23 protein-coding genes are annotated in these 25,896 nt (G+C 68.1%); 7 read left to right on the forward strand and 16 right to left on the reverse strand.

Features of this window, described 5'->3' with window-relative positions; genetic code table 11:
* Complete coding sequence (locus WKF39_RS05370; protein WP_340386204.1) at nt 1-1,500, reverse strand: gamma-glutamyltransferase; 1,500 nt, start codon at nt 1,498-1,500, stop codon at nt 1-3.
* Nucleotides 1,501-1,558: 58 nt separating this feature from the next.
* On the opposite strand from WKF39_RS05370, the gene nhaA reads away from it, so the two are divergent.
* The gene (gene nhaA, locus WKF39_RS05375; RefSeq protein ID WP_340386205.1) at nt 1,559-2,821 is read left to right on the forward strand and encodes a Na+/H+ antiporter NhaA; all 1,263 of its coding nucleotides are present in this window, start codon (nt 1,559-1,561) and stop codon (nt 2,819-2,821) included.
* Here nhaA and WKF39_RS05380 read toward each other — a convergent pair whose 3' ends face one another.
* A complete protein-coding gene (locus tag WKF39_RS05380) occupies nt 2,822-3,058 on the reverse strand; it encodes a hypothetical protein (protein ID WP_340386206.1) in 237 nt (78 codons plus the stop codon).
* A gap of 184 nt (nt 3,059-3,242) precedes the next feature.
* On the opposite strand from WKF39_RS05380, the gene WKF39_RS05385 reads away from it, so the two are divergent.
* Both WKF39_RS05385 and WKF39_RS05390 read left to right on the forward strand, forming a co-directional pair.
* The gene (locus WKF39_RS05385; protein ID WP_340386207.1) at nt 3,243-4,187 is read left to right on the forward strand and encodes an iron-containing redox enzyme family protein; all 945 of its coding nucleotides are present in this window, start codon (nt 3,243-3,245) and stop codon (nt 4,185-4,187) included.
* Nucleotides 4,184-4,396: a CDGSH iron-sulfur domain-containing protein gene (locus WKF39_RS05390; RefSeq protein WP_340386208.1), complete on the forward strand. Its 213-nt coding sequence runs from the start codon at nt 4,184-4,186 to the stop codon at nt 4,394-4,396. Before WKF39_RS05385 ends, WKF39_RS05390 begins: the two co-directional genes overlap by 4 nt.
* Before the next feature lie 15 nt (nt 4,397-4,411).
* Here the strand turns inward: WKF39_RS05390 and WKF39_RS05395 are convergent, their stop codons facing one another.
* Nucleotides 4,412-5,908 (reverse strand): FAD-dependent oxidoreductase, encoded by a 1,497-nt coding sequence (locus WKF39_RS05395; RefSeq protein ID WP_340386209.1) that lies wholly within the window; start codon nt 5,906-5,908, stop codon nt 4,412-4,414.
* A gap of 70 nt (nt 5,909-5,978) precedes the next feature.
* Between WKF39_RS05395 and WKF39_RS05400 the strand changes: the two genes are divergently transcribed.
* Nucleotides 5,979-6,824, forward strand: a complete 846-nt coding sequence (locus tag WKF39_RS05400; protein WP_340386210.1) for a hypothetical protein — start codon at nt 5,979-5,981, stop codon at nt 6,822-6,824.
* Nucleotides 6,825-6,833: 9 nt separating this feature from the next.
* Here WKF39_RS05400 and WKF39_RS05405 read toward each other — a convergent pair whose 3' ends face one another.
* On the reverse strand, nt 6,834-8,432 hold the full coding sequence (locus WKF39_RS05405; protein ID WP_340386211.1) for an NAD(P)/FAD-dependent oxidoreductase: 1,599 nt from the start codon (nt 8,430-8,432) through the stop codon (nt 6,834-6,836).
* The gene (locus tag WKF39_RS05410) at nt 8,429-8,875 is read right to left on the reverse strand and encodes an SRPBCC domain-containing protein (protein ID WP_340386212.1); all 447 of its coding nucleotides are present in this window, start codon (nt 8,873-8,875) and stop codon (nt 8,429-8,431) included. Before WKF39_RS05410 ends, WKF39_RS05405 begins: the two co-directional genes overlap by 4 nt.
* 170 nt (nt 8,876-9,045) lie before the next feature.
* Between WKF39_RS05410 and WKF39_RS05415 the strand changes: the two genes are divergently transcribed.
* Nucleotides 9,046-10,146, forward strand: a complete 1,101-nt coding sequence (locus WKF39_RS05415; RefSeq protein WP_340386213.1) for a glutamate--cysteine ligase — start codon at nt 9,046-9,048, stop codon at nt 10,144-10,146.
* Nucleotides 10,147-10,153: 7 nt separating this feature from the next.
* On the opposite strand, the gene guaA is transcribed toward WKF39_RS05415, so the two are convergent.
* Nucleotides 10,154-11,716, reverse strand: coding sequence for a glutamine-hydrolyzing GMP synthase (gene guaA / locus WKF39_RS05420; RefSeq protein ID WP_340386214.1), 1,563 nt, complete (start codon nt 11,714-11,716; stop codon nt 10,154-10,156).
* 272 nt (nt 11,717-11,988) lie between these two features.
* Between guaA and WKF39_RS05425 the strand changes: the two genes are divergently transcribed.
* Nucleotides 11,989-13,167 (forward strand): DUF222 domain-containing protein, encoded by a 1,179-nt coding sequence (locus tag WKF39_RS05425; RefSeq protein WP_340386215.1) that lies wholly within the window; start codon nt 11,989-11,991, stop codon nt 13,165-13,167.
* 77 nt (nt 13,168-13,244) lie between these two features.
* Here the strand turns inward: WKF39_RS05425 and WKF39_RS05430 are convergent, their stop codons facing one another.
* From WKF39_RS05430 to guaB, 9 genes are all read right to left on the reverse strand, one after another.
* Complete coding sequence (locus tag WKF39_RS05430) at nt 13,245-14,942, reverse strand: GMC family oxidoreductase (protein ID WP_340386216.1); 1,698 nt, start codon at nt 14,940-14,942, stop codon at nt 13,245-13,247.
* Nucleotides 14,935-16,506, reverse strand: coding sequence for a succinic semialdehyde dehydrogenase (locus tag WKF39_RS05435; protein ID WP_340386217.1), 1,572 nt, complete (start codon nt 16,504-16,506; stop codon nt 14,935-14,937). Before WKF39_RS05435 ends, WKF39_RS05430 begins: the two co-directional genes overlap by 8 nt.
* 87 nt (nt 16,507-16,593) lie before the next feature.
* Entirely contained in the window at nt 16,594-17,892 is a 1,299-nt protein-coding gene (gene efeB, locus WKF39_RS05440; RefSeq protein ID WP_340386218.1) for an iron uptake transporter deferrochelatase/peroxidase subunit, read from the reverse strand.
* A gap of 14 nt (nt 17,893-17,906) precedes the next feature.
* Nucleotides 17,907-19,034 (reverse strand): iron uptake system protein EfeO, encoded by a 1,128-nt coding sequence (efeO, locus tag WKF39_RS05445; RefSeq protein WP_340386219.1) that lies wholly within the window; start codon nt 19,032-19,034, stop codon nt 17,907-17,909.
* Nucleotides 19,035-19,145: 111 nt separating this feature from the next.
* On the reverse strand, nt 19,146-19,952 hold the full coding sequence (locus WKF39_RS05450) for an MOSC domain-containing protein (RefSeq protein WP_340386220.1): 807 nt from the start codon (nt 19,950-19,952) through the stop codon (nt 19,146-19,148).
* Entirely contained in the window at nt 19,952-20,407 is a 456-nt protein-coding gene (locus tag WKF39_RS05455) for a GNAT family N-acetyltransferase (RefSeq protein WP_340386221.1), read from the reverse strand. Before WKF39_RS05455 ends, WKF39_RS05450 begins: the two co-directional genes overlap by 1 nt.
* A complete protein-coding gene (locus WKF39_RS05460; RefSeq protein WP_340386222.1) occupies nt 20,404-21,510 on the reverse strand; it encodes a GuaB3 family IMP dehydrogenase-related protein in 1,107 nt (368 codons plus the stop codon). Before WKF39_RS05460 ends, WKF39_RS05455 begins: the two co-directional genes overlap by 4 nt.
* A gap of 39 nt (nt 21,511-21,549) precedes the next feature.
* The gene (locus tag WKF39_RS05465; RefSeq protein WP_340386223.1) at nt 21,550-22,608 is read right to left on the reverse strand and encodes an NYN domain-containing protein; all 1,059 of its coding nucleotides are present in this window, start codon (nt 22,606-22,608) and stop codon (nt 21,550-21,552) included.
* Between the two features lie 58 nt (nt 22,609-22,666).
* Nucleotides 22,667-24,178 (reverse strand): IMP dehydrogenase, encoded by a 1,512-nt coding sequence (guaB, locus tag WKF39_RS05470; protein WP_340386224.1) that lies wholly within the window; start codon nt 24,176-24,178, stop codon nt 22,667-22,669.
* A gap of 106 nt (nt 24,179-24,284) precedes the next feature.
* On the opposite strand from guaB, the gene WKF39_RS05475 reads away from it, so the two are divergent.
* The gene (locus tag WKF39_RS05475; protein ID WP_340386225.1) at nt 24,285-24,890 is read left to right on the forward strand and encodes a TetR/AcrR family transcriptional regulator; all 606 of its coding nucleotides are present in this window, start codon (nt 24,285-24,287) and stop codon (nt 24,888-24,890) included.
* Between the two features lie 3 nt (nt 24,891-24,893).
* On the opposite strand, the gene WKF39_RS05480 is transcribed toward WKF39_RS05475, so the two are convergent.
* The gene (locus WKF39_RS05480; protein WP_340386226.1) at nt 24,894-25,877 is read right to left on the reverse strand and encodes an ABC transporter substrate-binding protein; all 984 of its coding nucleotides are present in this window, start codon (nt 25,875-25,877) and stop codon (nt 24,894-24,896) included.
* Between the last annotated feature and the right edge of the window lie 19 nt (nt 25,878-25,896).

Below are 25,896 nucleotides of genomic sequence, written 5' to 3' on the forward strand. Positions count from 1 at the left end.
TCACACCGCATCCGGTCGATGGTCCGTCGCGGCGCGCACCAGACGGATCGCTCCGTCCCGCCGCGGATCCGCGGCCGCAACCAGGTGACCGTCGTGCCTGCGAAGGGTGGCGGCGACCCCTCCGTAGTACATCGTCAGGTCGGTCTCGGTCTTGACGACCTCGTCAGGGCGACCCGCCCGGTGGACGTGCACACGCGGATGGTTGATCGCCTGTTGCAGGCCCAGGCCTCCGTTGACGAATCCGGCGACCGCCTGCACGATCGCGCTCGTGATGCGGTCGGCCCCGGGCGATCCGATCGCGAGGGCCGACCCGTCGGTGTGGCGCCCCACGGTCGGCGCCATGTTGGACAGCAACCGGGTCCCCGGCGGCAGACCGTGCAGCCCGCGGGCATTGAGCTCCGGCTCCCCCAGGCAGTTGTTGAGCCAGATGCCGGTCCCCTTCGCGATCATCCCGGAGCTGTAGCCGGACGACACCGTCACCGAGCAGGCCCCGCCCTCGCTGTCGGTCGCCGAGACGTGTGCGGTCGAACCGGATTCGAGCACCGCGAGGTGATCGCGATCCACCAGGTCGAGGAAGGCGGCAGCATCGCGCTCGAGGTCGTCGGTGTGGTCGAGGACCGCGAGCCGGTGTCCCAGCACGGCGCGCTGCACACGCACCAGGTGTGTGACGTCGTCACCGTCCCAACCGGCATATGGACGACCGTCGAGGAGACGCAGCATCGCCGCCACACACACGCCACCCACTGATGGCGGAGGGTTGGTCCCCAGAGTCCAGTCACCGACCGTGCTCAGCAACGACGGCCGGACGACCGGCCGATAGGCGGCCAGATCCCGTGGTCCGAGGATGCCTCCCCGATCGAGCACATCGGCGCTGATCAACCGGGCCAGGTCACCCGTGTGCAACGCCGCAGGACCCTCGGTCGCGATCAGCTCGAGTGAGCCCATCAGGTCGGGCAGCACGATCAGGCCGGTCGTGACCTGGCCGTCCACGTCGTGCACGGCCGAACGGCTCTGGTCATCCCAGCCGAAGATGAGGTCGTGGACGTGCTCGAGGTAATAGCGCGACGCAGAGCCCAGGCGGAATCCCCCGCGTGCGACGTCGATTGCCGGAGCCACGATCTCGTGCCACGGGAGACTCCCCCAGCGCGCGTGCGCCTCGCCGAAGGCAGCCACCGAACCGTGTGCCGCGACCGATCCCGCCCCGATCGTGGCAGTGACACCGTCGCCGTAGGCGGTGTGGACATCCCACGTGCCGCCCCCGAGGTCCCGTCCGCGTCCCGGCATCTCCATCCAGCCGTCGACGGTCTGTGGGGCACTGCCATCCGGCGGCTGGACCGTGATGAATCCGCCGGAGCTCAGCGACACGATCCCGACCTCGTTGACCATCGTCACGAGCGCTGCGGCCAGAGCGGCATCGATCGCGTTGCCACCACCACGCGCGATCTGTTCACCGGCGTCGGCGGCGGCCTCGTTGGGCGCAGCGAGCGCGACGTCCGGCATGCCCGCAGGCTACCCGCACCCTGGTTCCACGGATTTGCGGCGTGGATAGGGTAGGGCCGTGGCTCAGTCGAGATTGTTCGGACGCGGTTCGTGGCCAGAGGCCTCGCGGATCGCGGACATCCTGCGCCAGGAGACCTTGGGCGGCGCTCTCCTGCTTGGCGCGACCATCGTGGCAATCCTCGCTGCGAACCTCGGCGACGGCTATGCGTCCTTGCGCGACACCGCGATCGGTCCGGACTCGCTCCATCTGCATCTCACGCTCGGCGGGTGGGCCGCCGACGGGCTCCTCGCGATCTTCTTCTTCGTGGCCGGTCTCGAGCTCAAGCGTGAGTTCGTTGCCGGCGACCTCCGCGACCCGAGCCGCGCGGCCCTCCCGGTCGTCGCGGCGATCGGCGGCATGGCCGTGCCGGCCCTGGTCTTTGTCGCAATCAACCTCGGTGGCTCGCTCGAGGGGTGGGCGATCCCCACCGCGACCGACATCGCGTTCGCCCTGGCGGTGCTCGCGGTCATCGGGAGCCACCTGCCGTCCGCGCTGCGGACCTTCCTCCTCACGCTCGCAGTCGTCGACGACCTGCTGGCCATCATCATCATCGCCGTGGTCTACACGCAGACGCTCCACATCGGCTACCTGCTCCTCGCGCTCGTGCCGCTCGCGATCTTCACCTTGCTCGTCCAGCGACGCGTACGCACGTGGTGGATCCTGCTGCCGCTGGCCGGCCTGACCTGGGGGCTGGTTCACGCCTCGGGCATCCACGCCACCGTCGCCGGGGTGCTGCTCGCCTTCGCGGTGCCCGTCCTACGGCGCGATGGCAATGACGGGCCCGGGCTGGCCCAGCACTTCGAGCATCGCTTCCGTCCGATCTCGGCTGCCGTCGCAGTCCCGATCTTCGCGTTCTTCAGCGCGGGCGTGGAGATCGACGGCTGGAGTGGCTTCACCGACGCACTCACCGAACCGATCACGCTCGGCATCATCGCGGGACTGTTCGTGGGCAAGACCGTCGGCGTCTTCGGCGCGACCTGGCTGGTCTCCAGGTTCACCCGGGCCCGGCTCGACGACGACCTCGAGTGGTTGGACGTCGTCGGGCTCGCGATGCTGGCCGGCGTCGGCTTCACGGTCTCCCTGCTGATCGGCGAGCTCGCCTATGGTGCCGGAAGCCCCGCCGACGAACAGGTCAAGACCGGCGTCCTGGTGGGATCCTTCGTCTCGGCTGTCGGCGCCGGCCTGATCCTGCGCGGTCGGAACCGCCGCTACCGGTTGATCGAGCTGCGGGAGCAGCACGACGACGACGGCGACGGCGTGCCTGACGTCTACCAGGCCTGATCAGCCGGCCTGCTCCACCTCTGTGGATGCCGGGTCGTTCGCCTCCACGATCCGTCGGACCTCATCGACCAGATGCGGGAAGTCGTCGTCGACCTCGACACTGAGCAGGGGCAGCTCGGCATCGAGTGACGCCGACGGAATGACATGGAAGACCCCGCTGAGCTCGGTGATGGCTTGCTTGAGGTCCTCGGTGCTGCTCAGAACGAAGTGGAGATTCTTGCTGGTGGTCGGATTCACCGCGCATGCCCTTCTCGGCGCCTGGATGCCGGCTGCTGCTCAACCGGTCCGGATCTTCTTTCCCCTCAGCGGGCATGTTCAAACTGTGATCTCGGCGACTCCGACGGTCCTCGATCTGGGTTTCGAGGCGCAGCCAAAGGGGTAATCGGGGAGTGACGTCCCACCCGGTTTGAAGGAGGCAGCGATGCTCGTACCCAAGGCTCGCGGCGAGCTGAGCGAGACACTGTTCGGCTCGCTTCGTCACGATCCCCGTAGGCTCGACCGCCTGCCCGACGTCGAGCCCACAGATCCGCAAGACCTCCAGATCTGCCTATGGGCGATGTACGAGCTGCACTACTCCGGGTTCGAGGACGTCGACGACGAGATGGAGTGGCACCCGGCCATCCTGGGGCTGAGGCGTACCCTCGAGCGCGACTTCGAGCGTGAGCTCCGCGCGCGCCGGCCGGCAGCGGAGCTCGACGGCCCTTTCGCGGAGGCGCTGTTCGCCTACATCGCCGATCATGACGGCCTCTCCGTGGCGGCGCACGTGCACCGCAAGGCAGACCGCGACCAGGTGCTGGAGCTCCTGCGGCACCGCTCGATATATCACCTCAAGGAGTCCGATCCGGTCGCCTGGGTCGTGCCCCGGCTCCCCACGGCCCCCAAGGCCGCGTTGATGGAGCTGCAGTACGACGAGTACGGCGGAGGCGATCCCAACCGGCTGCACTCCCACCTGTTCGCGCTCGGGCTCGAGGCGAGCGGACTCCGCAGCGACTGCGGCGCCTACATCGACGACGTGCCGGTGGAGACCCTCGAGGAAAACAACGCGATGTCGCTGTTCGGCCTGCATCGCAGGCTGCGGGCCTCAGCGCTGGGGCACCTGGCCGCATTCGAGGCCAGCAGCTCGTTGCCGTCCCGGCGCATGGCGCAGGGCCTCGCCCGCCTCGGCTTCGCGCCGGAGATGGTCGCCTACTACGAGGAACACGTCGAGGCCGATGCCGTCCACGAGCAGCTCGCGGTGCGGACGATCTGCGGTGCGCTGGTCGAGGCCGAGCCACATCTGGTCGACGACATCGTGTTCGGCGCATTCACCTGCCTCGACCTGGAGGACCGATTCGCCCGCCGCATGCTCGACGGGTGGGCGGCATGACCGAGGATCACGGTTTCGACCATCCCGATGTGATCCTCTGCCCCGGAGGCCCCATGCTGATCCGCGGAGACCGGCTGATCGAGGATGCGGACGGCGTCATGCACCGCACCGAACGCCCGATCACAGCGGTGTGTCGGTGCGGCAAGTCCGCGAGCCAGCCGTGGTGCGACGGCACGCACAAGGTGCTGCCCGCCCGCGACAGGCCCTAGTCCCCTGGTGCCTGATTACCTGGTGCCCTGGTCCCCCGGACGGCTCAACGGCCGTGTCGCGGGACCTTCGAGGACGTCGCCCTCCGGGGTGAACCGCGAGCCGTGCAGCGGGCAGTCCCACGAGCGTTCGTGGTCGTTCCACGACAGGATCCCGCCGAGGTGCGAGCACACGGCTCGCACGGCGCACGTGCGCCCATCGACGGTCGAGACGCCCGTTGGGATGATGCCGTCACGGCCGACTTCGCCAGCACCTTCGGGCGGGTCCGTCGGCACCGGGCGTGACTCGGCGGTCGCGATTCCCTTGGTCAGCGCGACCCCGACGCCGAGGTTGATCGAGGCACCGTGGGCGATCCCGGCGGGGCGGGTGATGCGGCGCGACATCGGCTTGGACCAGGACACCGGCGTGCCGAGGATCTCTGCCGAGATCGTGCGCGCCGCAGCGACTCCGTTGGTCATGCCCCACTTGTCGAAGCCGGTTGCCACGTAGAAGCGTCCGCCGCCGCGGGGCAGCTTGCCGACATAGGGGATGCCGTCGTGCGAGCCGTAGTCCTGGGCCGACCAGACGTGGGTCTCGACGGCTTCGGGGAAGTAGGTGTAGGTCCACTCGCGGAGCTCGTCCACGTGGCAGGCCTCGGAGCTTGCGCGACCCACACCGTGCCCACTGCCGCCGATCAGCAGCCTGCTCGGTTCGCCGGCCCTCGGCGCATCGCGGATCGAGCGAGACGGGGCGCCAGCCGACAGGTACATCGCCGCCGGCGGTTCCGGGTGCTCGAACGCCAGGGCATACGAACGCTGCGGCTCGAGCTTCGCGAAGTAGAGACCGCGATCGAGGATCGGGGTGCCGGTTGCCAGCACGACGGTCTCAGCGCCGAGGGTGCTTCCGTCAACCAGGTTGATCCGTGGGCGACCCCACTTGGAGGCGCTCACGACGCGACACCCCTGGTGGATCGTGCCGCCGTGGAGTCGGACCTGCTCCGCGAGGGCGATCAGGACGTCCATCGGGTCGAACTGCGCCTGGTCCGGCAGCACGACGCCCCCGTGGTGCGGGAAAGGGATGTCCAGCTCGGAGCTCCAGTGCGCGTCGAGACCCAGCGAACGCGCGGCATCCAGCTCTCCGCGAGCAGTCGACACCTGGTCGGACCGGCCCGCATAGGTCACAGCGTCACGGGTCTGGACCTCGACACCGTGGTCACGGCAGAACCGCAGCAACCACTGCTGACCCTCGAGGTTGCCGTCGACATACGCCTGGGCGACCCGGTGGGACTGCCGTTGCAGGATCGTCGACAACGTGGTCCCCTGCAGCAGCGACAGCTTGGCTGTCGTGTTGCCGGTCGCCACCGCACCGATCTCACGCGCCTCGACGACCGCGACGCGTCGGCCTGATCTCGCGAGCAGCAGGGCCGTCGTCAAACCGGTCAGCCCCGCGCCGACGACGATGTCGTCGAGCCGTTCGTCGGTGGGCAGCGGATCGCTGGCGACCCGTTCGGCGCGGTCGATCCAGAGCGAGGTCATTGCTGCGAGTTACCCGCACGGGAGGCCCGCAAACCACGGCAGCGGCTGGCGGCGGCCATACGCTGGACGAATGGCCGACCTTCGAGCGATCGCAACCGATGTCTACGGCCGGCCGTTGGCGGAGTTCATCGCCGCGCGCAACGAGCAGGCCTCGGAGGCCGGGGACAAGGAGCTGGGCCGACAGATCCGTGCGCTGCGTAAACCCAGCGCGGCGGCCTGGGCGGTCAACGCGCTCGCCCGCGAGCGGCCCGAGATCATCCAGGACATCCTGGACCTCGGCGAGGATCTGCGGGACGCCCAGGCCGAGGCCGACGGCGCGCGCACCCGCCTGCTCGACCGTGAGCGTCGCGAGCTGACCGCCACGGCACTCGCGGAGGCCTCGACGCTGGCCACTGCTGTCGGCGGAACACTCAGCGCCCAGGCCGCCGCGGGGGTCGAGGAGACCCTCCTCGCGGCGATGACTGACCCTGACGCAGGCGACGCGGTCCAGGACGGACTGCTCGTCACCTCGTTCGTGGCGAGTCCCTTCGAGCCGGTCGACCTGACCGACGTCCTCGCCGTCCCGCCCGATGGGTCGCGGGTGCGCCCGGCACGCCGGACCAGGAGGCCACCGACACCGCCTCCGGTCAAGCTCGACGACAAACGGATCCAGAAGGCGGAGCGGGCGGTCGAGGCGGCTGGCAAGGAAGCGGTCGCTGCTGCAGCACAAGCTGACTCGTTGGCCGCGGAGCGCGACGCCCTGCACACCGAGATCGCGGACCTGCGCAAGCAGGCCGCGCGGATCGACAAGCAGATCATTGACTCCGAGCGTGCCCTGAAGACCGCGCAGGCCCACGCCGACAACGCCGAGCGGGCCTCGACCTCGGCACAGAAGGCGCTCGACAAGGCCGAGGCACGCCTCGAGCAGCTGCGCTGACCGTCCAGATCAGCGACGCAGCGTTGCTGGCAGCAGCTCACGGACGCGGGTGTGGGCGATCGCGGCGCGGGCGGCGTTCATGCCCGGCGCCCCGTGCACTCCACCGCCGGGATGGGCCGAAGCCGATCCGAGATAAAGGCCCCGGATCCCGGTCTCGGCCCGCCCCATTCCGGGGACAGGGCGAAAGATCAGCTCCTGGTGCAGCTGGGCGGTGCCACCGTTGATCGCGCCACCGATCAGGTTGGCGTCACGCGACTCCATCTCCCGTGGTCCAAGTACGCGGCGGGCCAGGATCTTCGAGCCGAAGCCCGGAGCGACCTCCTCGATGCGCGCCTGCATCCGATCGGCGAACCGCTCGCAGTCGTCGCGGTCCCACTCGCCACGGATGCCACCTTCGCCCGCATCGCGGACCGCGGACTGCGGGACGTGGGTGTACGCCCACAGCGCCTCGGTCCCCGGAGGTGAGCGAGTCGGGTCGGTCGTGGACATCTGACCCGCCAGCATGAATGGCGAGGCCGGGATGGCGCGCGCAGACACCTGGCCGAGGGCCTCGGTCATCTCCTCGACCGAGTCGGCGATGTGGAACGTGCCGGGCGCGTGAGGCGGTGCGCTCGCCCATGGCACCCCGCCGTCGATCGCCCAGTCGACCTTGACGGTGCCGGGGTCGAGCTCAAAGGATTTCATGGCACGCACCGTGCGAACCGGGAGGTCCGCCTCCGGCACGAGCCCGCCATAGAGGTTCGGCGCCGCCACGTCGGCGACGACCGCGCGGCGCGCGGCGAACTTCTCTCCGTCGGTCGTACGCACCCCCGTGGCACGGCGCCCGTCGACCAGGATCCGGCTGACCTCCGAGGAGCAGTGGATCTCGCCGCCGAGCGACGTGAAGCGGCGAGCCAGTGACTTGGTCAGCTCACCCGCGCCGCCCTGTGGCACGGGGAAGCCCACGGTCTGCCCCAGCATCGACATCAGGATGCCCATCAGTCCCGAGCCGGGGGCATGGAGCGGGATGTCGGCGTGCCCGGCATTGCCCGCGATCAGCAGCCGCGGCGACGTCCCGCCGAATTTCGCGAGACCCAGCTCGGCGGCGGGGGTCAGCATCGAGCGTACGAACTCCAGCCCGCCAACGCTGCGCAGCCTCGCGAGCGCGCCGAGACCGTTCTTGAGCGGCGGGAACGGCGAGAGCAGCGCCTTGACCATCTGGTCACCGATGCGGTCCCACTGACCGCACAACTCGAGCCACGCCGCCCCGTCACCGGGATGTTGCTCGTCCATCAACCGCGCTGTGACGTCACGGTCGCGGTGCAGCATGGCCCACTGGCCGTCCTTCGTGGGGTGGCCCAGCACCGCTGGGGCGTGCTGCCACACAAGTCCATGCTCCTCCAGGTCGAACGAGCGGATCGTCGGCGAAGCCTCGGCCAGCGGATAGAACGCGCTGAACGTGTCGTGCACGAAGCCGGGGTGGACGTCCTCGGCGCTGCGGACCGCTCCCCCAACCTCGGCTTGGGCCTCCAGCACCAGCACGGACCAATCGGCGTCGATCAGGTGGTTGGCGGCGACCAGACCGTTGGGGCCCGCGCCGACGATGACGGCGTCATAGGCGCGGCTCACGGTTGACGGGGGCGGCGGCCCTCGGCCACGAAGGCCAGCCGGCGCAGAGTCTCGGTATTGCGCCACTTGAGCGAGAGGCCCTTGATCGGCTCCGGCACCAGGACTCCCGGACCGGCGACGGCGTCCTCCTCGATCGTGACCTCGGTCTGCGACCCGACATCGCTGAGACGGATCGTGACCTCGGCCTCACCGACGGGCCAGCCCTTGGCCCGCAGCTTGATCGATCGTCCGGGCACGACCTCGAGGACCTCTGTGTGGTCGTTGATGAGGAGGGGCCACACTCCGATCGAGTGATGGATGCGGCTGCCCTTGTCGGGCCAGCTCGCGTCGACATCACGGATGCGGGCAGCGCCCACGACCCACAGGGGATAGAGCCAACCATCCGCGAGGACCTTCCATACATCGTCCGGCGTCGCCGCGACGATACGCCGGTTGCTGCTCACGAGATGGCCTGGCCGGGCATGGAATTCATATTCTTGGTCTACCCCCGACCGAGCGTGACAAACGGGACGAGCGGGCCGCCGACAGTTTGGAGCGGTTGGGTGACGGGTACGCCTGAACGGCTCGACACGACCCGACCCCGGAAGGCCCTCATGACCTCGCCTCTCATCTCGTGAATCTGCGACACGTGGGTGTCGAGGAGGAGATGTTCCTCGTCGACCCCGAGACCCGGAGGCTCCGTCCGGTTTCCGATCGCATGATCCACGCGAGCCGGGCAGCAGCAGATGGCCTCGACCAGGAGCTGTTCCTCCAGCAGATCGAGACCAAGACCCGGCCACATACTGCCTTGGGGGCCCTGCGCCGAGATCTCGCCGCCCAACGGAGACTCGCGGCGCGCTCGGCGGAGTCCGCCGGCGCCGCGTTGGCTGCGGTCGCCACACCCGTCATGCCCGACGACGACGGGATCACGACGCCCAGCGTCCGCTACAGAACCATGATGGAGACCTTCGGTCACCGTGGCCTGGTGTGCGCGACCCATGTGCACGTGGAGGTCGCCGAGCACGAGGCCATCGGGGTCGTGGACGACATCCAGCCCTGGCTGCCGATGCTCGTGGCGCTCTCGGCGAACTCGCCGTTCGATCGCGGGATCGACACAGGGTTCGCCAGCTGGCGGGAGCAGGTCTGGGACGGTTGGCCGAGCGCGGGACCGGTCGAGCCGTTCGTCGACTCCGCCGGCTATGCCGACGCGGTGCGGGCGTTGATCGCCTCGGGCGCCGCGTTGGACGAAGCGATGATCTACTTCGATGTGCGCCTGGCCCGCAACTTCCCGACCGTGGAGATTCGCGTCGCCGATGTGTGCACGGACCTCGACGACACGATCCTTGTCGCCGAGCTGGCCCGGGGTCTCGTCGAGACGGCCGCACGATCACGGGCAGCCGGCGAAACGGCGCGTCCGTGGCGGGTCGAGCTGCTGCGGGCGGCGCGATGGCGGGCGAGCCATGACGGCGTCGGCCGGTTGCTGGTGAGCCCGGCAACCAGGTCACTCACGCCGGCCGACGAGGCACTCGGTCACCTGGTCGACCACCTGCGCCCTGTGCTCGACCAGCACGGCGCCACAGAGTCTGTGGAAGCGGCGATCAAGCGTGTACTCACCGGGGGCACTGGCGCGGATCGTCAACGTACGGTTGCGGCCGGTTCAGCCGACCTCACGGCCGTGGTGGACGACGTCGTCCGACGCACGAAGGACTCCTGGATGACTGTCGCTCAGTCGTAGCCGGGGCCTACTCCCACTCGATCGTGCCGGGCGGCTTGCTCGTGATGTCCAGGACGACCCGGTTGACCTCGTCGACCTCGTTCGTGATCCGGGTCGAGATGCGTTCGAGCACGTCGTAGGGCAGGCGGCTCCAGTCCGCCGTCATGGCGTCCTCGCTCGAGACCGGGCGTAGCACGATGGGATGCCCATACGTCCGGCCGTCTCCCTGGACGCCCACCGAACGGACATCGGCCAGCAGCACGACGGGGAACTGCCAGATCTCGCTGTCCAGACAGGCAGCCGTGGTCTCCTCGCGGACGATCGAGTCAGCCTCGCGCAGGATGCGCAGGCGCTCGGCATCGACCGCGCCGACGATGCGGATGGCCAGGCCCGGACCGGGGAACGGGTGCCGGGCCACCATCGCAGGCGGCAGGCCCAGCTGGGCGCCGACCTGCCGGACCTCGTCCTTGAACAGCGTGCGCAACGGTTCGATCAGGCTGAACTCGAGATCGGCGGGCAGCCCGCCGACGTTGTGGTGGCTCTTGATGTTGGATGCGCCCTCGCCACCGCCGGACTCGACGACATCGGGATAGAGCGTGCCTTGCACGAGGAACTTCACGGGGGCGCCCACGGCCGCCTCGACGACCTCGCGCTCGGCCTGCTCGAAGACCCGGATGAACTCACGGCCGATGATCTTGCGCTTCTCCTCCGGATCGGAGACCCCGGCGAGGAAGCCAAGGAACCGGTCGCTGGCCTCGACGACGTGGAGGTCGACCCCTGTCGCCTTGACGTAGTCCTTTTCGACCTGCTCGGCCTCGCCTTCGCGGAGCAGTCCGTGGTCGACGAAGACGCAGGTCAGCTGGTCGCCGATCGCCCGCTGCACCAGCGCTGCCGCGACCGCGGAGTCGACGCCACCGGACAGGCCACAGATGACGCGGGCGTCGCCGACCTCGGCACGGATCAGCTCGACCTGCTGATCGACGATGTTGCTGCTGGTCCAGGTCTGGCGGCAGCCGGCGATGTCGACCAGGAATGCCTCGAGCACGCGCTGACCGTGCTCGCTGTGGAGCACCTCGGGGTGCCACTGAACTCCGGCGAGCCTGCGGCCGGTGTCCTCGAATGCAGCGACGGTGGCGCGCGGAGAGTTGGCGTTGACCAGGAATCCGTCCGGAGCCGCCACGACCTCGTCGCCGTGCGACATCCACGAGGTCAGGGTCTCGGGCAGACCGGCGAGCAGGGTGCCGGCGTCGAGGACGCTCACGACGGTGCGGCCATACTCCCGCTGACCCGTGTGCGCGACGTTGCCGCCCAGCGCCTGGGCCATCGCCATGAATCCGTAGCAGATGCCGAACACCGGGACGTCGGCGTCGAACAGGCTGGCGTCGAGCTGCGGCGCGCCCGGTTCGTAGACCGACGACGGCCCTCCCGACAAGATGATCGCGGCGGGCTGCTTGGCCAGCATCTCCTCGATCGGCATGGTGTGCGGGACGATCTCGGAATAGACGCGTGCCTCGCGCACCCGGCGGGCGATCAGCTGGGCATACTGCGCACCGAAATCGACGACGAGAACAAGATCATGATCAGGGGACACGCAGACCATCCTATCGGCCGGGAAATTTCTTGAAGAAGGTCGTAACCCTGTGTCAGCACGGTCGTTTTACAGGGTGGATCTAACAACACTCCCTCCCGTTAGATCATGTGCTGCTCCTCGTGGCACAACAGGGCCCGACCCGTGAGCTCCCTCCCGGTCGGGCTCTGTGCATTCCGGGGGTCTGTGCATTCCGGGGTCTTCTCCCCCTTTGCCATAGATTTGCGCTGCAATGGCCGAAAGAAAGTGTCAGCGGCGACCCCTAGATTGGGGGTATGGAAGCAGCCGCTGGTCGAGACATCGAGATCCTCGAGAGGATCTCGGTGCTCGAGGTCGAGCGCGCCAGGATCGAGGCCGAGACCGCGTCGTTGATGCTGGAGTTCGCCGATCTGCGCCGCCGGCAGGCTGACCGCAACGGTGATCCGCGTCGTCGCGCGCTCGAAGCGTCATTTGCGGCCGACGAGCTTGCCGTCGCTTTGCACCAGCCCACGCGGGTCGTGCAGTGCCGGTTGGCTGATGCTCGCCGGGTCCGTGGGTTGCTGCCGCTGACCTGGCTGGCTTTCACCGCCGGCCGGATTGATGCCTATCGGATCAGCATGATCTCCTCGGCGGTGGACAAGGTCCGGGGTGACAACCATGCGGTCATCGAGCTGGACTACCTGCTCCCGGACTCCGCGCCGGCGCGGACCGCTGCCCAGCTGAAGGGCTGGCTGAAGCGGTTCGTGGCCCGCAACGTCCCGGGCGACCGGGCGGCCAGGACCGAGCATGACAAGCGTGCGGTGTGGTTGGACCACCAGGACGACGGCATGTCGTTTCTGCACGCCTACCTGCCGACCGCCGAGGCGATCCGGATCGACGCCGAGCTCACCGCCAGAGCCAAGGCGCTCCCTGCCGATGATCGGACCTTGGACCACAAGAGGGCTGACGAGCTTGTCGCCTGGTTGCGCTCAACTGGCGACGCCCGGTCCACCAGCAGTCGCGCAGTCATCGGGATCACGGTCCCGGTCTCCACCGTTGCCGGCTGGGATGACCAGCCCGGCGAGTCCTTCGACGGGTCGTTCGCCCTGCCCGCCGGAGCCGTCCGCGACCTGATGACCCAGCCAGGGACGCTGTTCTACCGGATCTTCACCGACCCCCTCGGCCATATCCTCGACATCACCGAGCTGGGCAGATTCGCCTCGGACAAGCTGAGCACCGCGATCGACATACGCGACAGCACCTGCCGATTCGTCACCTGCTCCAGACCCTCGATGGAGTCAGACAAGGACCATGAGATCCCCCACCCACGCGGGCCGACCACAGCGGCCAACCTGCGCAGCCTCTGCCGCAGACACCACCAGATGAAAACCCACGGCATCACCGAACCCACCCACCACGTCATGCAGACCCGTGGGCCGTCCACGGTCGAGCACGACTTCGCGACTTCGCTCGTCCGCCTGCGGTATGGGGGTTAGTCCAGTCCGACGGCGGTGGGCCAGCCACGAATCCCAGACGCCCAAAGGTGACTACGCAACCGCCCGCCTCGAATTCCTCAGCTCACGCCGATGATCGGCAGTCGTAGCGCTGCCGGGGCGTCCGCCGGGACGACGGGATTCTTGGGTGCGACGGGCTGGACCTTGCGATAGGCCTCGCCGACTGCTGGGCGTACGTCCTGCTCGCCCTTGTTGGGCCAGTAGGAGATCGCCCGCTCGGCCTGGGCCGTGATCGTCAGCGAAGGATTGACGCCCAGGTTGGCGCTGATCGCCGAGCCATCGACGACATGCAGACCCTCGTGGCCGTAGAGCCGCTGGAAGGGGTCGATGACACCGGTCTCGGGTGAGTCGCCGATCGCGCAGCCGCCCATGAAATGAGCCGTGAGCGGGATGTTGAACGGTTCACCGATCGTGCCGCCGGGCGTGCCCTCCATGTGGTCGGCCATCCGCTGCACGGCCTCGTGCGCCGGCGGGATGAATGACGGGTTGGGGGCTCCGTGGCCCTGCTTCGATGTCAGCTTGCGCTTGCCGGTGAGTCCGCGCTTGGTGTAGGTCGTGATCGAGTTGTCGTGCGTCTGCATGACCAGCGCGATGACCGTGCGCTCGGACCAGTGCCGCAGGTCGTAGAGCTTGAGGAGACTGCGCTTCTGCACCCACATCTCCTTGAGCCACACCCGCCAGCGAGGAGTGTCGGTGCTGCCATCCGTGAGCACGGTCTGCATCAGCGACATCGCGTTGGACCCCTTGCCATAACGCACCGGCTCGACATGCGTGTGCTCGTCGGGGTGGAACGATGAGGTGATTGCCGCGCCATGGGTGTAATCGACATCACGCCCGTCGGCGATCGCGCCCAGGAGCGCCTCGGAGTTGGTGCGGGTCAGCACACCGAGCCGGTCCGACACGTGGGGCAGGTTGCCGCGGTCACGCATCCGGTGCAGCAGCTTATGGGTCCCCATCGTGCTGGCGGAGAACACCACCTGCTCGGCCGTGATCTTCTTGTGCGGGCGGAAGCGCCGGTTGGTCCGACGAGTCTCGATCTCGTAGCCACCGCCGGACAGCGGCTTGACCGACATGACCGTCGTGAGTGGATGCACCTCCGCTCCGCCCTTCTCGGCGAGGTAGAGGTAGTTCTTGACCAGGGTGTTCTTGGCGTTGTGACGGCAGCCGGTCATGCACTCGCCGCAGTGCAGACAGCCCGTACGATCCGGTCCGGCTCCACCGAAGTAGGGGTCGGCGACGGTCTGGCCGGGATCCGACCCGAAGAAAACCCCGACCGGCGTGTGGTGGAACGTGCCACCGACACCCATCTCGTCGGCGACCTTCTTGATGATCCGGTCGGCGGCAGTCTCGATCGGATAGACCGCGACTCCCAGCATCCGCTTGGCCTGGTCGTAGTAGGGCTCGAGCTCTGCCTTCCAGTCCGTGATGTGCCCCCAGGCCGGATCCCGGTAGAACGGGTCGAGCGGCTCGTAGAGCGTGTTGGCATACACGAGCGACCCACCGCCGACGCCTGCACCTGACAGGATCAGGACATCCTTGAGCTTGTCGATGCGCTGGATGCCGTAGCAGCCGAGCTGCGGGAGCCAGAGGAACTTGCGCAGGCGCCACGAGGTCTTGGCGAAGTCCGAGTCCTCATAGCGCTTGCCGGCCTCGAGAACGGCGACCTTGTAGCCCTTCTCGGTCAGCCGCAGCGCCGAGACGCTGCCGCCGAAGCCCGATCCGATGACGATGACGTCGTAGTCGAAGTTGTCAGGCACGGGGGGTTCTCCTCAGGATCTTCAGGCCGGCGATCAGCACCTTGGAATAGGTGCGGGGCTGCAGGAATGCGGGGCCGGCCATCGGGAAGCCGCGCTGCACGCCGACCGACTGCGGCTCGGTGTAGCGCAGTATGCCTTCGACACCCTGCCGCCGGCCCAGACCGGACTGGCGCATGCCGCCCATCGGCGCGTCGACGCTGCCGAAGGTGGCCGAGAAGCCCTCGTTGATGTTGACCGTGCCGGCCTTGATGCGACCCGCGATCACGCGGGCCTCACGAGGCTTGCCCCAGAGGCTCGCGTTGAGCCCGTAGTCCCCCTGGTTGGCGAGCGCGATCGCGTCGTCGGTGGTCGCGTAGGGATAGAGCGAGACCAGCGGGCCGAATGTCTCCCCGGCATGGCACTCGGCGTCCTCGCTCACTCCCTCGAGCACTGTCGGCTCATAGAAGTACGGTCCGATGTCCGGGCGAGCGTTGCCGCCGGCGAGAACTGTCGCACCCTTGGCGACGGCGTCCTTGACGTGATCGGTGACGGTGTCGAGCTGCGCCTGCGAGACCAGTGAGCCGATGTCGGCGTCCCAGTCGAGCGCGGCGCCCAGAGCCAGGTGCTCCACCCGCGAGACGAACGCCACCCGGAACTCCTCGAAGCGTGATTCCGGGACGTAGATCCGCTCGATCGACACGCAGAGCTGACCGGCCGAGGAGAAACACGCATTGACCGCTCCCTCCGCCGCCTTGTCGATGTCGGCGCTGGGCAGCACGATCATCGGGTTCTTGCCGCCAAGCTCGAGCGAGCAGCTGATCAGGCGCTCGGCGGCCTGCTTCGCGATGAGCTTGCCGGTCGCGGTCGATCCGGTGAAGCACACATAGTCGGCGCGCTCGATGATCGCCGTGCCGACGACCGATCCGGCGCCGCTGACGACCTGCCACACATCGGCCGGGAAACCGGCCTTGCGCATGAGCTCGACTCCCGCCAAGGCGATCAGCGGGCTCTGGCTGTCGGGCTTGTGGACGACGGCGTTGCCCGCCGCGACTGCGGGAAGACCGTCGGAGATCGCCATCGTGAGCGGATAGTTCCAGGGGCTGATGATCCCGACGACGCCCTTGGGCACCTGGTTGACCGTGATCGAGGTCAATGCAGGCAGCGCCCCGTTGCGGCGGCGGGGCCTGATCTGCCTCCTGAGCCGGCGCGCATAGAAGCGGGCGGTCAGCGCAAGGTGCGCAATCTCATCGAACGCGTGTGACCTGCTCTTGCCCGACTCGATCTGGATCAGGTCGAGCAGCTCGTCCTGGTGTTCGAGGACCAGGTCGTGGAGCCTGAGCAAGGCCTTCTTGCGCTCGCGCAGCGAGGTCTGGGACCAGGTCTTCTGCGCCTCGCGAGCGACCGTGAACGCCGCATCCACATCGGCGATGCTCGAGACGGGCACCTCGGCGATCCCCTCGCCGGTCAGCGGCGAGTAGGTCGTCCGGCTCTCACCTGAGGTCGTACGGATGAGGCCGGTGAGCTCAGCGATCCTCCCTGCGGCGACGGGAGATCCGGTCAACGAACTGGCGAGGTCTACAGACATAGAGGTCAGCGTACCTCCGGTATGACACTGGCGCTGTCACATGTGACCAGTTACCTACCCATCGGTAACCGCTCGAACCCACATGCCTCAGGCGAACAGCCCCTCACCCCAGTAGCCCTTGGCGCCGACGCCAGGTGGGCAGGCGAACAACCCAGAGCTGACGTGCACGATGTACTCGTTGAGGACATCGTTCTTCGAGCCGGCCAGAGACTTCTGGATCCGGACGAACTGCGACTCCGGATCGCGCTGATAGGCGATGAAGAACAGTCCTGCCGAGAGCTGGCCGAGCCCGTTCGACCCGTCGACGAAGTTGTAGCCGCGACGCAGGAGCTTGGCGCCCTTGTTGAAGTCGGGGTGCGCGAGTCGCACGTGGGCGACCTCGCCGATGGCCGGATCACCGCCGTCGCCCTCGGCCTTGAAGTCGAGCTCGTCGAACTCGTCGCCACCGGACAGCGGACCCCCGGAGCCCTTGGTGCGCCCGATGATCGCCTCCTGGCCCTCCAGCGGCTCGCGGTCCCAGATCTCGATGCGCATGTCGATCTTGCGGGTCACGAGGTAGGAGCCGCCGACCAGCCACTCGGGGCCATCGTCGTCATGGACCCAGACGAACTTCTCGACGTCCATGCGCTCCTCGACCTTGATGTTGGCCGTGCCGTCCTTGAAGCCGAACAGGTTGCGAGGCGTGGCCTGAGCCGTCGACGTCGAGGACGTACGTCCGAAGCCCATCTGCGAATAGCGCACGGACGCGCGGCCGAAGGCGATGCGCACGAGGTTGCGCACGGCGTGCACCGCGACCTGCGGATCGTTGGCGCACGCCTGGATCGCGAGGTCGCCGTTGCTGACGGCGGGGTCGAGCCGGTCGCCGATGAACAGCGGCAGATCCTTGAGCCGGTCAGGCAGCTGGCCGTCGAGGCCGAAACGCGCCTTGCCCTTGGCGTCGACGAACATGCTTCGGCCGAATCCGACCGTGATCGTGAGGCCCGAGGGTGGGAGACCGAGCGCCTCACCGGTGTCCTCCGGCGGCGCGAAGGGTGACCCGGCGACGGCGCCGAACTCGCCGACATCATTGCCCTGCGTCATCTGGCGGGCGGCAGCGGTCCACTCCTGCAGCAGCGCGACGAGCTCCTCACGGCTCTCGGTCGTCAGGTCGAGCGCGGCGAAGTAGAGCCGGTCCTGGGCCGGCGTGACGATGCCGGCCTGGTGGGCACCCTCGAACGGCGTCGGCAGCTCGTCCTTGTCGATCACGGGAGCGGAGTCCGAACCGCCCGCCGCGGCGTAGCCGGCTCCCGCCCCGGCCGCTCCAGCGGCGATCGCGCCTAGTCCGGCCGCTCCCAGCAGCTTCCTGCGGGAGAGGCCGGACTCAGGACGGGTGGTGTCAGCGCTCACGTGTCCACTGTGACTCAGGCCGACCGTGCGACGACGGCCGCGACCTGGCTGATCGGCTCGCTGAGCGCGTCGACCGCAGCGGAGAGCTTCTTGCGCTCAGGCTCGGTGACCTTGTCGTAGAACTCCCACTCACCCGTCGACTTGTCCTGGTACTGGTTGAGCTCGGTGTAGAGCGCCTCGAACTCGGTGTCGAGCCGGTCGAGCAGCTTGGGGTCCTGCTTCTGCAGGACCGGCCGCAGTGCGTTGATCGCGGCCTCCGACCCCTCGATGTTGGCCTTGAAGTCCCACAGGTCGGTGTGGCTGAACTCGTCTTCCTCGCCGGTGATCTTGCCGGCCGCGACCTCGTCGAGCAGCGCCTTCGACCCCTGCGCCAGCTCGAGGGCCGTGAGCGGTGCGTCCTGGCCCAGCGCGACGATCTCCTTGACGTTGGCGAGCAGCTGATCGGCGTACTTGTCCATGCCCGTGGTGTTGTCCTCGACCCAGAGCTGCTTCTCGATGCGGTGCCACCCGGTGAAGTCGACGCCCTCGGCCTTGGCGTCAGGCTCCCGACCGTCGGTGATCGGGTCGAGGTCGCCGAACTTCTCGGCCACCGGTTCGATCCGCTCCCAGTACGTCCGCGCGATGGGGAACAGCGTCTTGGCCTCGTCGACCTTGCCGGCCTTGACCGCATCGACGAACTCAGTGGTCTTGTCGATCAGTGCATCGGACTGCGACTTGACGTAACGCTCATAGCTCGTTGCTGCGGCGCTGAGCTCCTCGGAGTCCGAGAGATTCTGGGCTGCCTCACCGCTCACCGTGAGTTTCTCGCGGATGCCGTCGCCGACCATGCCGGGCTTGCAGGCACCTTGGTAGGTGCCCTTGGGCAGATCGACGACGAGATTGCGCGAAAGGCCCGGTCCGATGTTCTCGACCTCGCCCATGATGCGGTCACCGTCGGCATAGACGTAGAACTCAGTGACCTTGCTGCCCTTGTTGGTCACCTTGAACGTCGAGGGGCCCGCCTTGAGCTTCGTCGCCGAGACCTTGCAGGAGGAGTCGGCGGCCTCGACCGTCAGGCCACCGGACCCGGTGGTCTCCTCGGCACAGGCCGTGAGGCTCAGTGCGGCGATCGTCATCACGCCGAGGGTGGCAAGCTGCTTCATGCGGAGGTCCTTCGATCGGGGCACGCCAGAATAAGGCGAGCCTCACCATGCTAAGGCAACCCTTATCCTTGGCACCACGTGGAGCGGTGTGATCTGCGCCGCGGATCGTCCCTACCCGACCGTGACCTCGTCCCCCACCGCGATCGTCCCGGGCGACAGCGGGACGATCCGGATCCCGAACCAGGTCTTGCCGGCCCACTTGCGGTGGCGGGCGAGCGTACGGATCGGCTCCTTGCCGTGGGAGAGGGTCTCCGGGTCGATCGTGGTGACGACGCACCGGTCGCAGTGCTCGGCGAACCGGTAATTGACCTCGCCGATGCGGATGTCGCGCCACTGGTCCTCCCCGAACGGGATGTCGCACCCGCCGACCACGACGTTGGGGCGGAACCGGCCCATGGCCATCGACTCCGGCCCATGATCTTGACTGATCCAGGAGTCGAGCTGGGCCAGCGAGGACGTCGTCGTCAGCAGGAGCGGACCCGTGTCAGCCAGGCTGAGTGGTTCGCCGCCCAGCCCCCCGTGCCGTTCGGAGATGGGGCGCCGGGCCGGGTCGTCCTGCCACACGAGCCGGACCTGTTGATCGACGTGCCCGCTCAGCCACGCCGCTGCTTCGTCACCGGCGTCCACCATCGTCGGGAGTCGCGAGACGTCGACCGGGACGTGGCGTCCCCCGGTCGGGACGGGCACGACCACAGGGGCGGCGCCGGCCGACGTCAGCGTCAACCCACCATCCTCGTCCGGGGTCGCGGTGACCGCGAGGAGCCGGTCGTGGGTCGTCGCGTTGAGCCGGGCTCCGCGCAGGTCGACGACGGCCCAGCGACGATCGTCCCGCAGCCCCCCGAGCTCGACCTCGGCGACCGGCCGGGCGACCGGACCGGTCGCCTTGACCGGATAGATGCTGACCGCATCGACCCGCATCACAGCGGCTTCTCGAAGCACAGGGAGTAGGTCACGTCCTGATAGGGCGGATAGACCGGGATCGTGGTGTAGCCGTGCCGCTGGTAGAACGTCAGCGCGGCGAGCTGCCGGTCACCCGTGTGGATGATGACGCGCCCGGCCCCTGCGTCCCGGGCAGCACCCTCCATCGCGGCGAGCAGCTCGTCCGCGACGCCCGAGCCCCGGCTGCTCGGCACGACATACATCCGCTTGATCTCGACCTCATCATCGAGCTGGCGGAGGCAGGCGTGGCCGATCGGGCCATGGTCGGCGTATGCCACGACCGTCAGGATCACCGACACAGGATCGATGCCCTCGGAGCCCGAGCGGTGCAGCGCGGACGGATCCGAGGCATAGAGCTGGTTGCCGAGCGCGACGTGCTCATCGCGAAGAGCAACAGCGTCGGGGTGCCCGAACGGCACCTGCTCGAGCTTCAACCGACGACGACCTCGACCCGCTGGAACTCCTTGAGATCGGTGTAGCCGGTCGTGGCCATCGCACGCCGCAGGGCACCGATCAGGTTCATCGTGCCGTCTGGGACCGAGGACGGGCCGAACAGCACCGACTCGAGGTCGCCCACCGTGCCCACCTCGACGCGGGCGCCGCGCGGCAGGTCGGGGTGCCACGCCTCGGCGCCCCAGTGGAAACCGCGACCGGGGGCCTCGACTGCTCTGGCGAACGGCGAGCCGATCATCACTGCATCCGCACCGCAGGCGATCGCCTTGGCGATGTCCCCGCTACGGCCGATCGAGCCGTCCGCGATGACGTGGACATACCGGCCACCGGACTCATCGAGATAGTCGCGCCGCGCGGCGGCGACATCGGCCACGGCCGACGCCATCGGGACCGCCACACCGAGCACGGAACGGGTCGTGTGGGCCGCACCCCCGCCGAATCCGACCAGCACTCCTGCTGCTCCGGTGCGCATGAGGTGCAGTGCCGCCTGATAGGTCGCGCAGCCACCGACGATGACCGGGACATCGAGCTCGTAGATGAACTCCTTGAGGTTGAGCGGCTCGGTCTGACCCGAGACGTGCTCGGCGGAGACCGTCGTGCCACGGATGACGAACAGGTCGACTCCCGCGTCGACGACGGCATCGGCGAACTCCTTGGTCCTCTGGGGCGAGAGGGACCCCGCCACGGTCACCCCCGCCGAACGCATCTGGTTGAGGCGGGCAGTGATGAGCTCGGCCTTGATCGGCTCGGCATAGATCTCCTGCAGGCGCTTGGTCGCCAAGGGGCCTTCGATGCCGGCCACCTCATCGAGCAGCTTCTCGGGGTTCTCGTAGCGAGTCCACAGACCCTCGAGGTCGAGCACGCCCAGGCCGCCGTGCTTGCCGAGTGCGATCGCCGTCTCAGGACTCATGACCGAATCCATCGGAGCGGCGATGACCGGCAGCTCGAAGCGGTAGGCGTCGATCTGCCAGGCCGTCGAGACCTCCTCGGGGTCGCGCGTGCGCCGACTCGGGACGATCGCGATGTCGTCGAAGGAGTAGGCGCGCCGACCGCGCTTGGCCGTGCCGATTTCGATGTCTGCCATGCGTACAGCCTAGTGCTGTGCTTCGCGGTGGCGCCGACCCTACTGGACGCCTCGCACGATGTCGTCGAGCGTCAGGTCGGACAGCATGCCGGGCGGATTGGTCGAACGGCGCACGAGCACCGGTTGGACGTCATCGCTCTCGCGGGCCAGGGCATACTGCGTGCCCGCGAGGGCGAACCGGAGAGCCCGGGACAGGGTGCTGACCTTGGCGTCCGACGGACTCAGCTCTGGCGCAGCGGCCTTGAGTGCCATCGCGAGGATCGGCAGCGTGCCGCCGTGATCGGCGAGCAGGTCGAGATAGCTGCGGACCTTGGAGTCGGAGAAGACCTTCTTGACGATTGCCTTGTAGTCATCCGGCGAGGTGGCACGGCCTGCGTGCACGACTGGAATCTCCTTGGCGATCTTGTGCCACTCGGGCTTGCCGGACGGCTTCGCGACGGGCTGATCCTGCTTCCTGGCAACCCTCTTGGTCGGTGCCGGCGGGGCAGCTGCCGGCTCGGCCGACGCCTTGGCGGCGCCCCTCCTCCCCGGGGCCTTCCTGGTCGGGGCCGCCTTCTGGGTCACGAGATCGGCCGAGAACACCGGGTGCAGCCCGGCAGCGGGCAGGACCGGGGCGAGCTTGAGCGGCACGTAGTGGTCGACCTCCTGCCGCAGCACGTTGTTGACGGGATGGTCGGCCAGAGTCGCGCCGACAACGTACTTGTCGAGCTCGTGCAGGCGCCGGACCAAGGGCACGAAGTCTCCGTCCGCCGACACGATGATGAAGACCTCGAGCTGCTCGAGGTCGGCCGCGGCCCTCAGGCAGTCGACGACAAGAACGATGTCAGCCGCGTTCTTGTCGGCCTTGCTCACCGAGAACACCTGCATGGTCTGCACGCCGGCCCGCTCCACGTCGCGGCGGTAGTCCTCCAGGCCGAGAGCGCTCCAGTCGGCGTATGCCCGGGCGAGAGCGATGCTCCCGGCGCCGGCCTCGCGCGCTGCTGCCGATTCCAGCTGCCGGAGGATGTCGGCCATCGACACGTCCGGGATGTCGAGCTTGCCGTAGCCCTTGAACAGATTCTCGGCGTCGATGAAGACGGCGACGTTGCGGTTGGTCACGTGTAGAGGTTAGTCGTTCAGCTGGGGAGTCACGTCGCCACGCTTCGCCGCGCGCGAATCATCGTGAGGCATAGTTCGGGGCCTCTGCGGTCATCTGGATGTCGTGCGGGTGGCTCTCCTTGAGGCCGGCCGTCGTGATGCGCACGAATCGTCCGCGTTCCTGCAGCTCGGCGATGTTGCGCGACCCGACGTAGAACATCGACTGGTGAAGTCCACCGACCAGCTGATGGGCGACGGCCGACAGCGGGCCGCGATAGGCGACCTGACCCTCGATGCCCTCAGGCACGATCTTGTCGTCGCTCGCGACATCGGCCTGGAAGTAGCGGTCCTTGGAATAGGACTGCTTGCCCCGCGACGCCATCGCGCCGACCGAGCCCATGCCGCGATAGCTCTTGTACTGCTTGCCCCCGCGGAAGATCAGCTCGCCGGGGCTCTCCTCGCAACCGGCCAGCAGCGAGCCGACCATGACGGTGTCGGCACCCGCGACCAGCGCCTTGGCGATGTCGCCGGAGTACTGCAGGCCGCCATCTGCGACCAGGGGCACGTCCGCGGGCCCACAGGCCAGCGACGCCTCGTAGACCGCGGTGATCTGGGGCACTCCCACTCCCGCGACGACACGCGTCGTGCAGATCGAGCCCGGCCCGACGCCGACCTTGACGGCGTCGACTCCGGCGTCGATGAGCGCCTGCGCCCCGGCGCGGGTCGCGATGTTGCCACCGATGACCTGGACTCCGTCGAACGTCCGATCTCCCTTGATCCTGCGCACCATGTCGAGCAGCAGCCGGGCGTGACCATGCGCGGTGTCCACCACGATGACGTCGACCCCGGCCTCACGAAGGGAGTTGGCCCGGTCCCACGAGTCGCCGAAGAAGCCAACCGCAGCACCGACCAGCAGCCGGCCGTCCTCTGCCTTGCTGGCGAGCGGATACTGCTCGGACTTGACGAAGTCCTTGACCGTGATGAGACCGGCAAGATGGCCTTCTGGATCGACGATCGGCAGTCGCTCGCGCTTGTGGGCCCGCAGCAGCGCCGACGCATCCTCACGGCTGATGCCGACCGGTCCGGTGATGAGCGGCATCGGGGTCATGATCTCGTGGACCGTCCGGGTGCCCCACTCCGCGACCGGGACGAAGCGCAGGTCGCGGTTGGTGATGATGCCGAGCAGCTTGTTGTCCGCGTCGACGACCGGGAGACCCGAGACCCGATATTCGCCGCACAGCTCGTCAAGCTCCTCCAGCGTCGCCTTCGGGTTGATCGTGACGGGGTTGGGGATCATGCCGGTCTGGGTTCGTTTGACCAGGTCGACCTGGTAGGCCTGGTCCTCGATCGCCAGATTGCGGTGCAGGATGCCGATGCCGCCTTCGCGGGCCATCGCGATCGCCATCCGCGACTCCGTGACGGTGTCCATCGCGCTCGACAGCAGCGGGACGCGCAGCGAGAGCCCGCGGGTCAACCGGGCGGTGGTGTCGACCTCGCTGGGGATGACGTCGGTCTCACCGGGCAGCAGGAGGACGTCGTCGTAGGTGAGTCCGAGGGACGCGAATTTGTCAGGAATGCCCGTCTGCTCCATGCCCTCATCCTATCGCTCCGACGAAGCCTCGCGGACGGCCGTGCAGCCGTGCGCCGGGCATCGAAATCGCACGGCGTCCAAGGCGTACCCGGAGTATCATCAGCTGATGGACCGCAAACCAGGGCGCCCCCGGGCTCTCACCGTCGATGTCATCGCGCAAGCGGCACTCGACGACGGAATTGCGACGTTCAGCATGCCTTCTGTCGCCCGGCGCCTGGGCGTCGCGCACTCGGGCCTCTATCGCTACATCGAGGACCGTGACGACCTGCTCGTCCGTGCTCTTGACCGTGCGATCGAAGCGGCGACGTGGCCGGACGCCGACTGTTCCTGGGAGGAGCTCCTCCGTGCGATCGGCGAGACCATCTGGCACATGTGCGAGGAGCATGTCGGGCTCGATGAGGCGGCGCTCAGTGCACCGCGGTCGCCGCGTGCCGTGGAGCACCGGATCGAGAAGTACATCGAGTCGATCCAGCACCAGGGTTTCCTGCTGGAGGACGCCGCGGTCTCGGTCGAGTTCGTCATCACTCTCGCGCTGACGGCCTCGGCCGAGATGCGGCGCCTCCACCGGATCGAGGCGGCTCACACCGCCGGGCCCAGCTTGCCGGTCCTCAAGGCATACGACACCGAAGAGGTCTGGCGTGGACGCGGCTGGTACGCCCGCAAGCTCGACATCGTGCTGGCCGGTCTCGCCCAGCGTCGCATCGAGCCGTAGGACTCAGCCGGCCGTCTCCAGCTCGCCGGCCAGTCGGTCCATGATGTCGGCGTATGCGCGATAGCTCGGGGGTGCGACCGAGGTCCACGGGATGTAGGCCTCGGCCTTGGCAGCGGCAAGTGTCTGGAACACCGGCTGCTTCTTGAGGATCCCGAGCCCGGCCTTGCCGACCCGGTCGTCATACAGGAGGACATCGGCAGGATAGAGATCGGCCTGCTCCCAGCTCAGCGTCTGGAAGTAGCCACCGGCGTCGGGCTTGGTCGGGGCGACGATCGGCAGGCCGAGCTCGTCGCGCCAGTACGACAGGTCGGGGCTGACCTTGGGGTTGGAGACGTAGAAGACGTCCTTGGCCGGCGACCCGACCAGGATCTTCTTGCCGTCAAGGTCAGCTCCGGCGTCCGCCACCTCGTCGGCAGCGGTCTTGAAGTCCTCGTGGGCGGCCTGCACGCGCGCCGCCTCGGGATCGGCACCGAGCGCCTCGGCTGCCCGCTCGGTGGCGGCCAGCAGCTCCGGCAGGGTCTTGCCGTCGAAGCTCACGACGAGGATCGGTGCGAGCGTCTTGAGCTTCTTGGCGGTCGCATCGTTGACATACCAGAGATCGCTCTCGAGGTAGGCGCTCGTGACCACCAGGTCGGGCTTGAGGCCGGCCGCCTTCTCGAGATCGATCGAACCGTACTCACCCCCGCCCGTCACATCCGGGGCCGCGCTGATGTCGAGTCCGGCAACCTGCGAGTCAGGCTTGCCCTCGGCATTCTTGAGCGGGCCGAACGTGCCGACGATCCTGTCTCCGAGTCCAAGGTCGGTCAACGCTGCTGCCATCGACGACTGGACAATGAGGCGCTTGGGCGCCGAGTCCAGGGAGATCGAGGTGCCGAGGTCGTCCTTGAACTTCCAGGGGCCGGCGGACGAGTCGTCCGGGGTGGATGATCCGCACGCGGCAAGGGTCATGAGGGCCAGCGCGGAGGCGGCTGCCATTAGTCGTTTCATAAGGGCAGCCTAACCTAAG

Origin of the sequence: Aeromicrobium sp., from assembly GCF_037719875.1 — a bacterium.
GTDB lineage: Bacteria > Actinomycetota > Actinomycetes > Propionibacteriales > Nocardioidaceae > Aeromicrobium.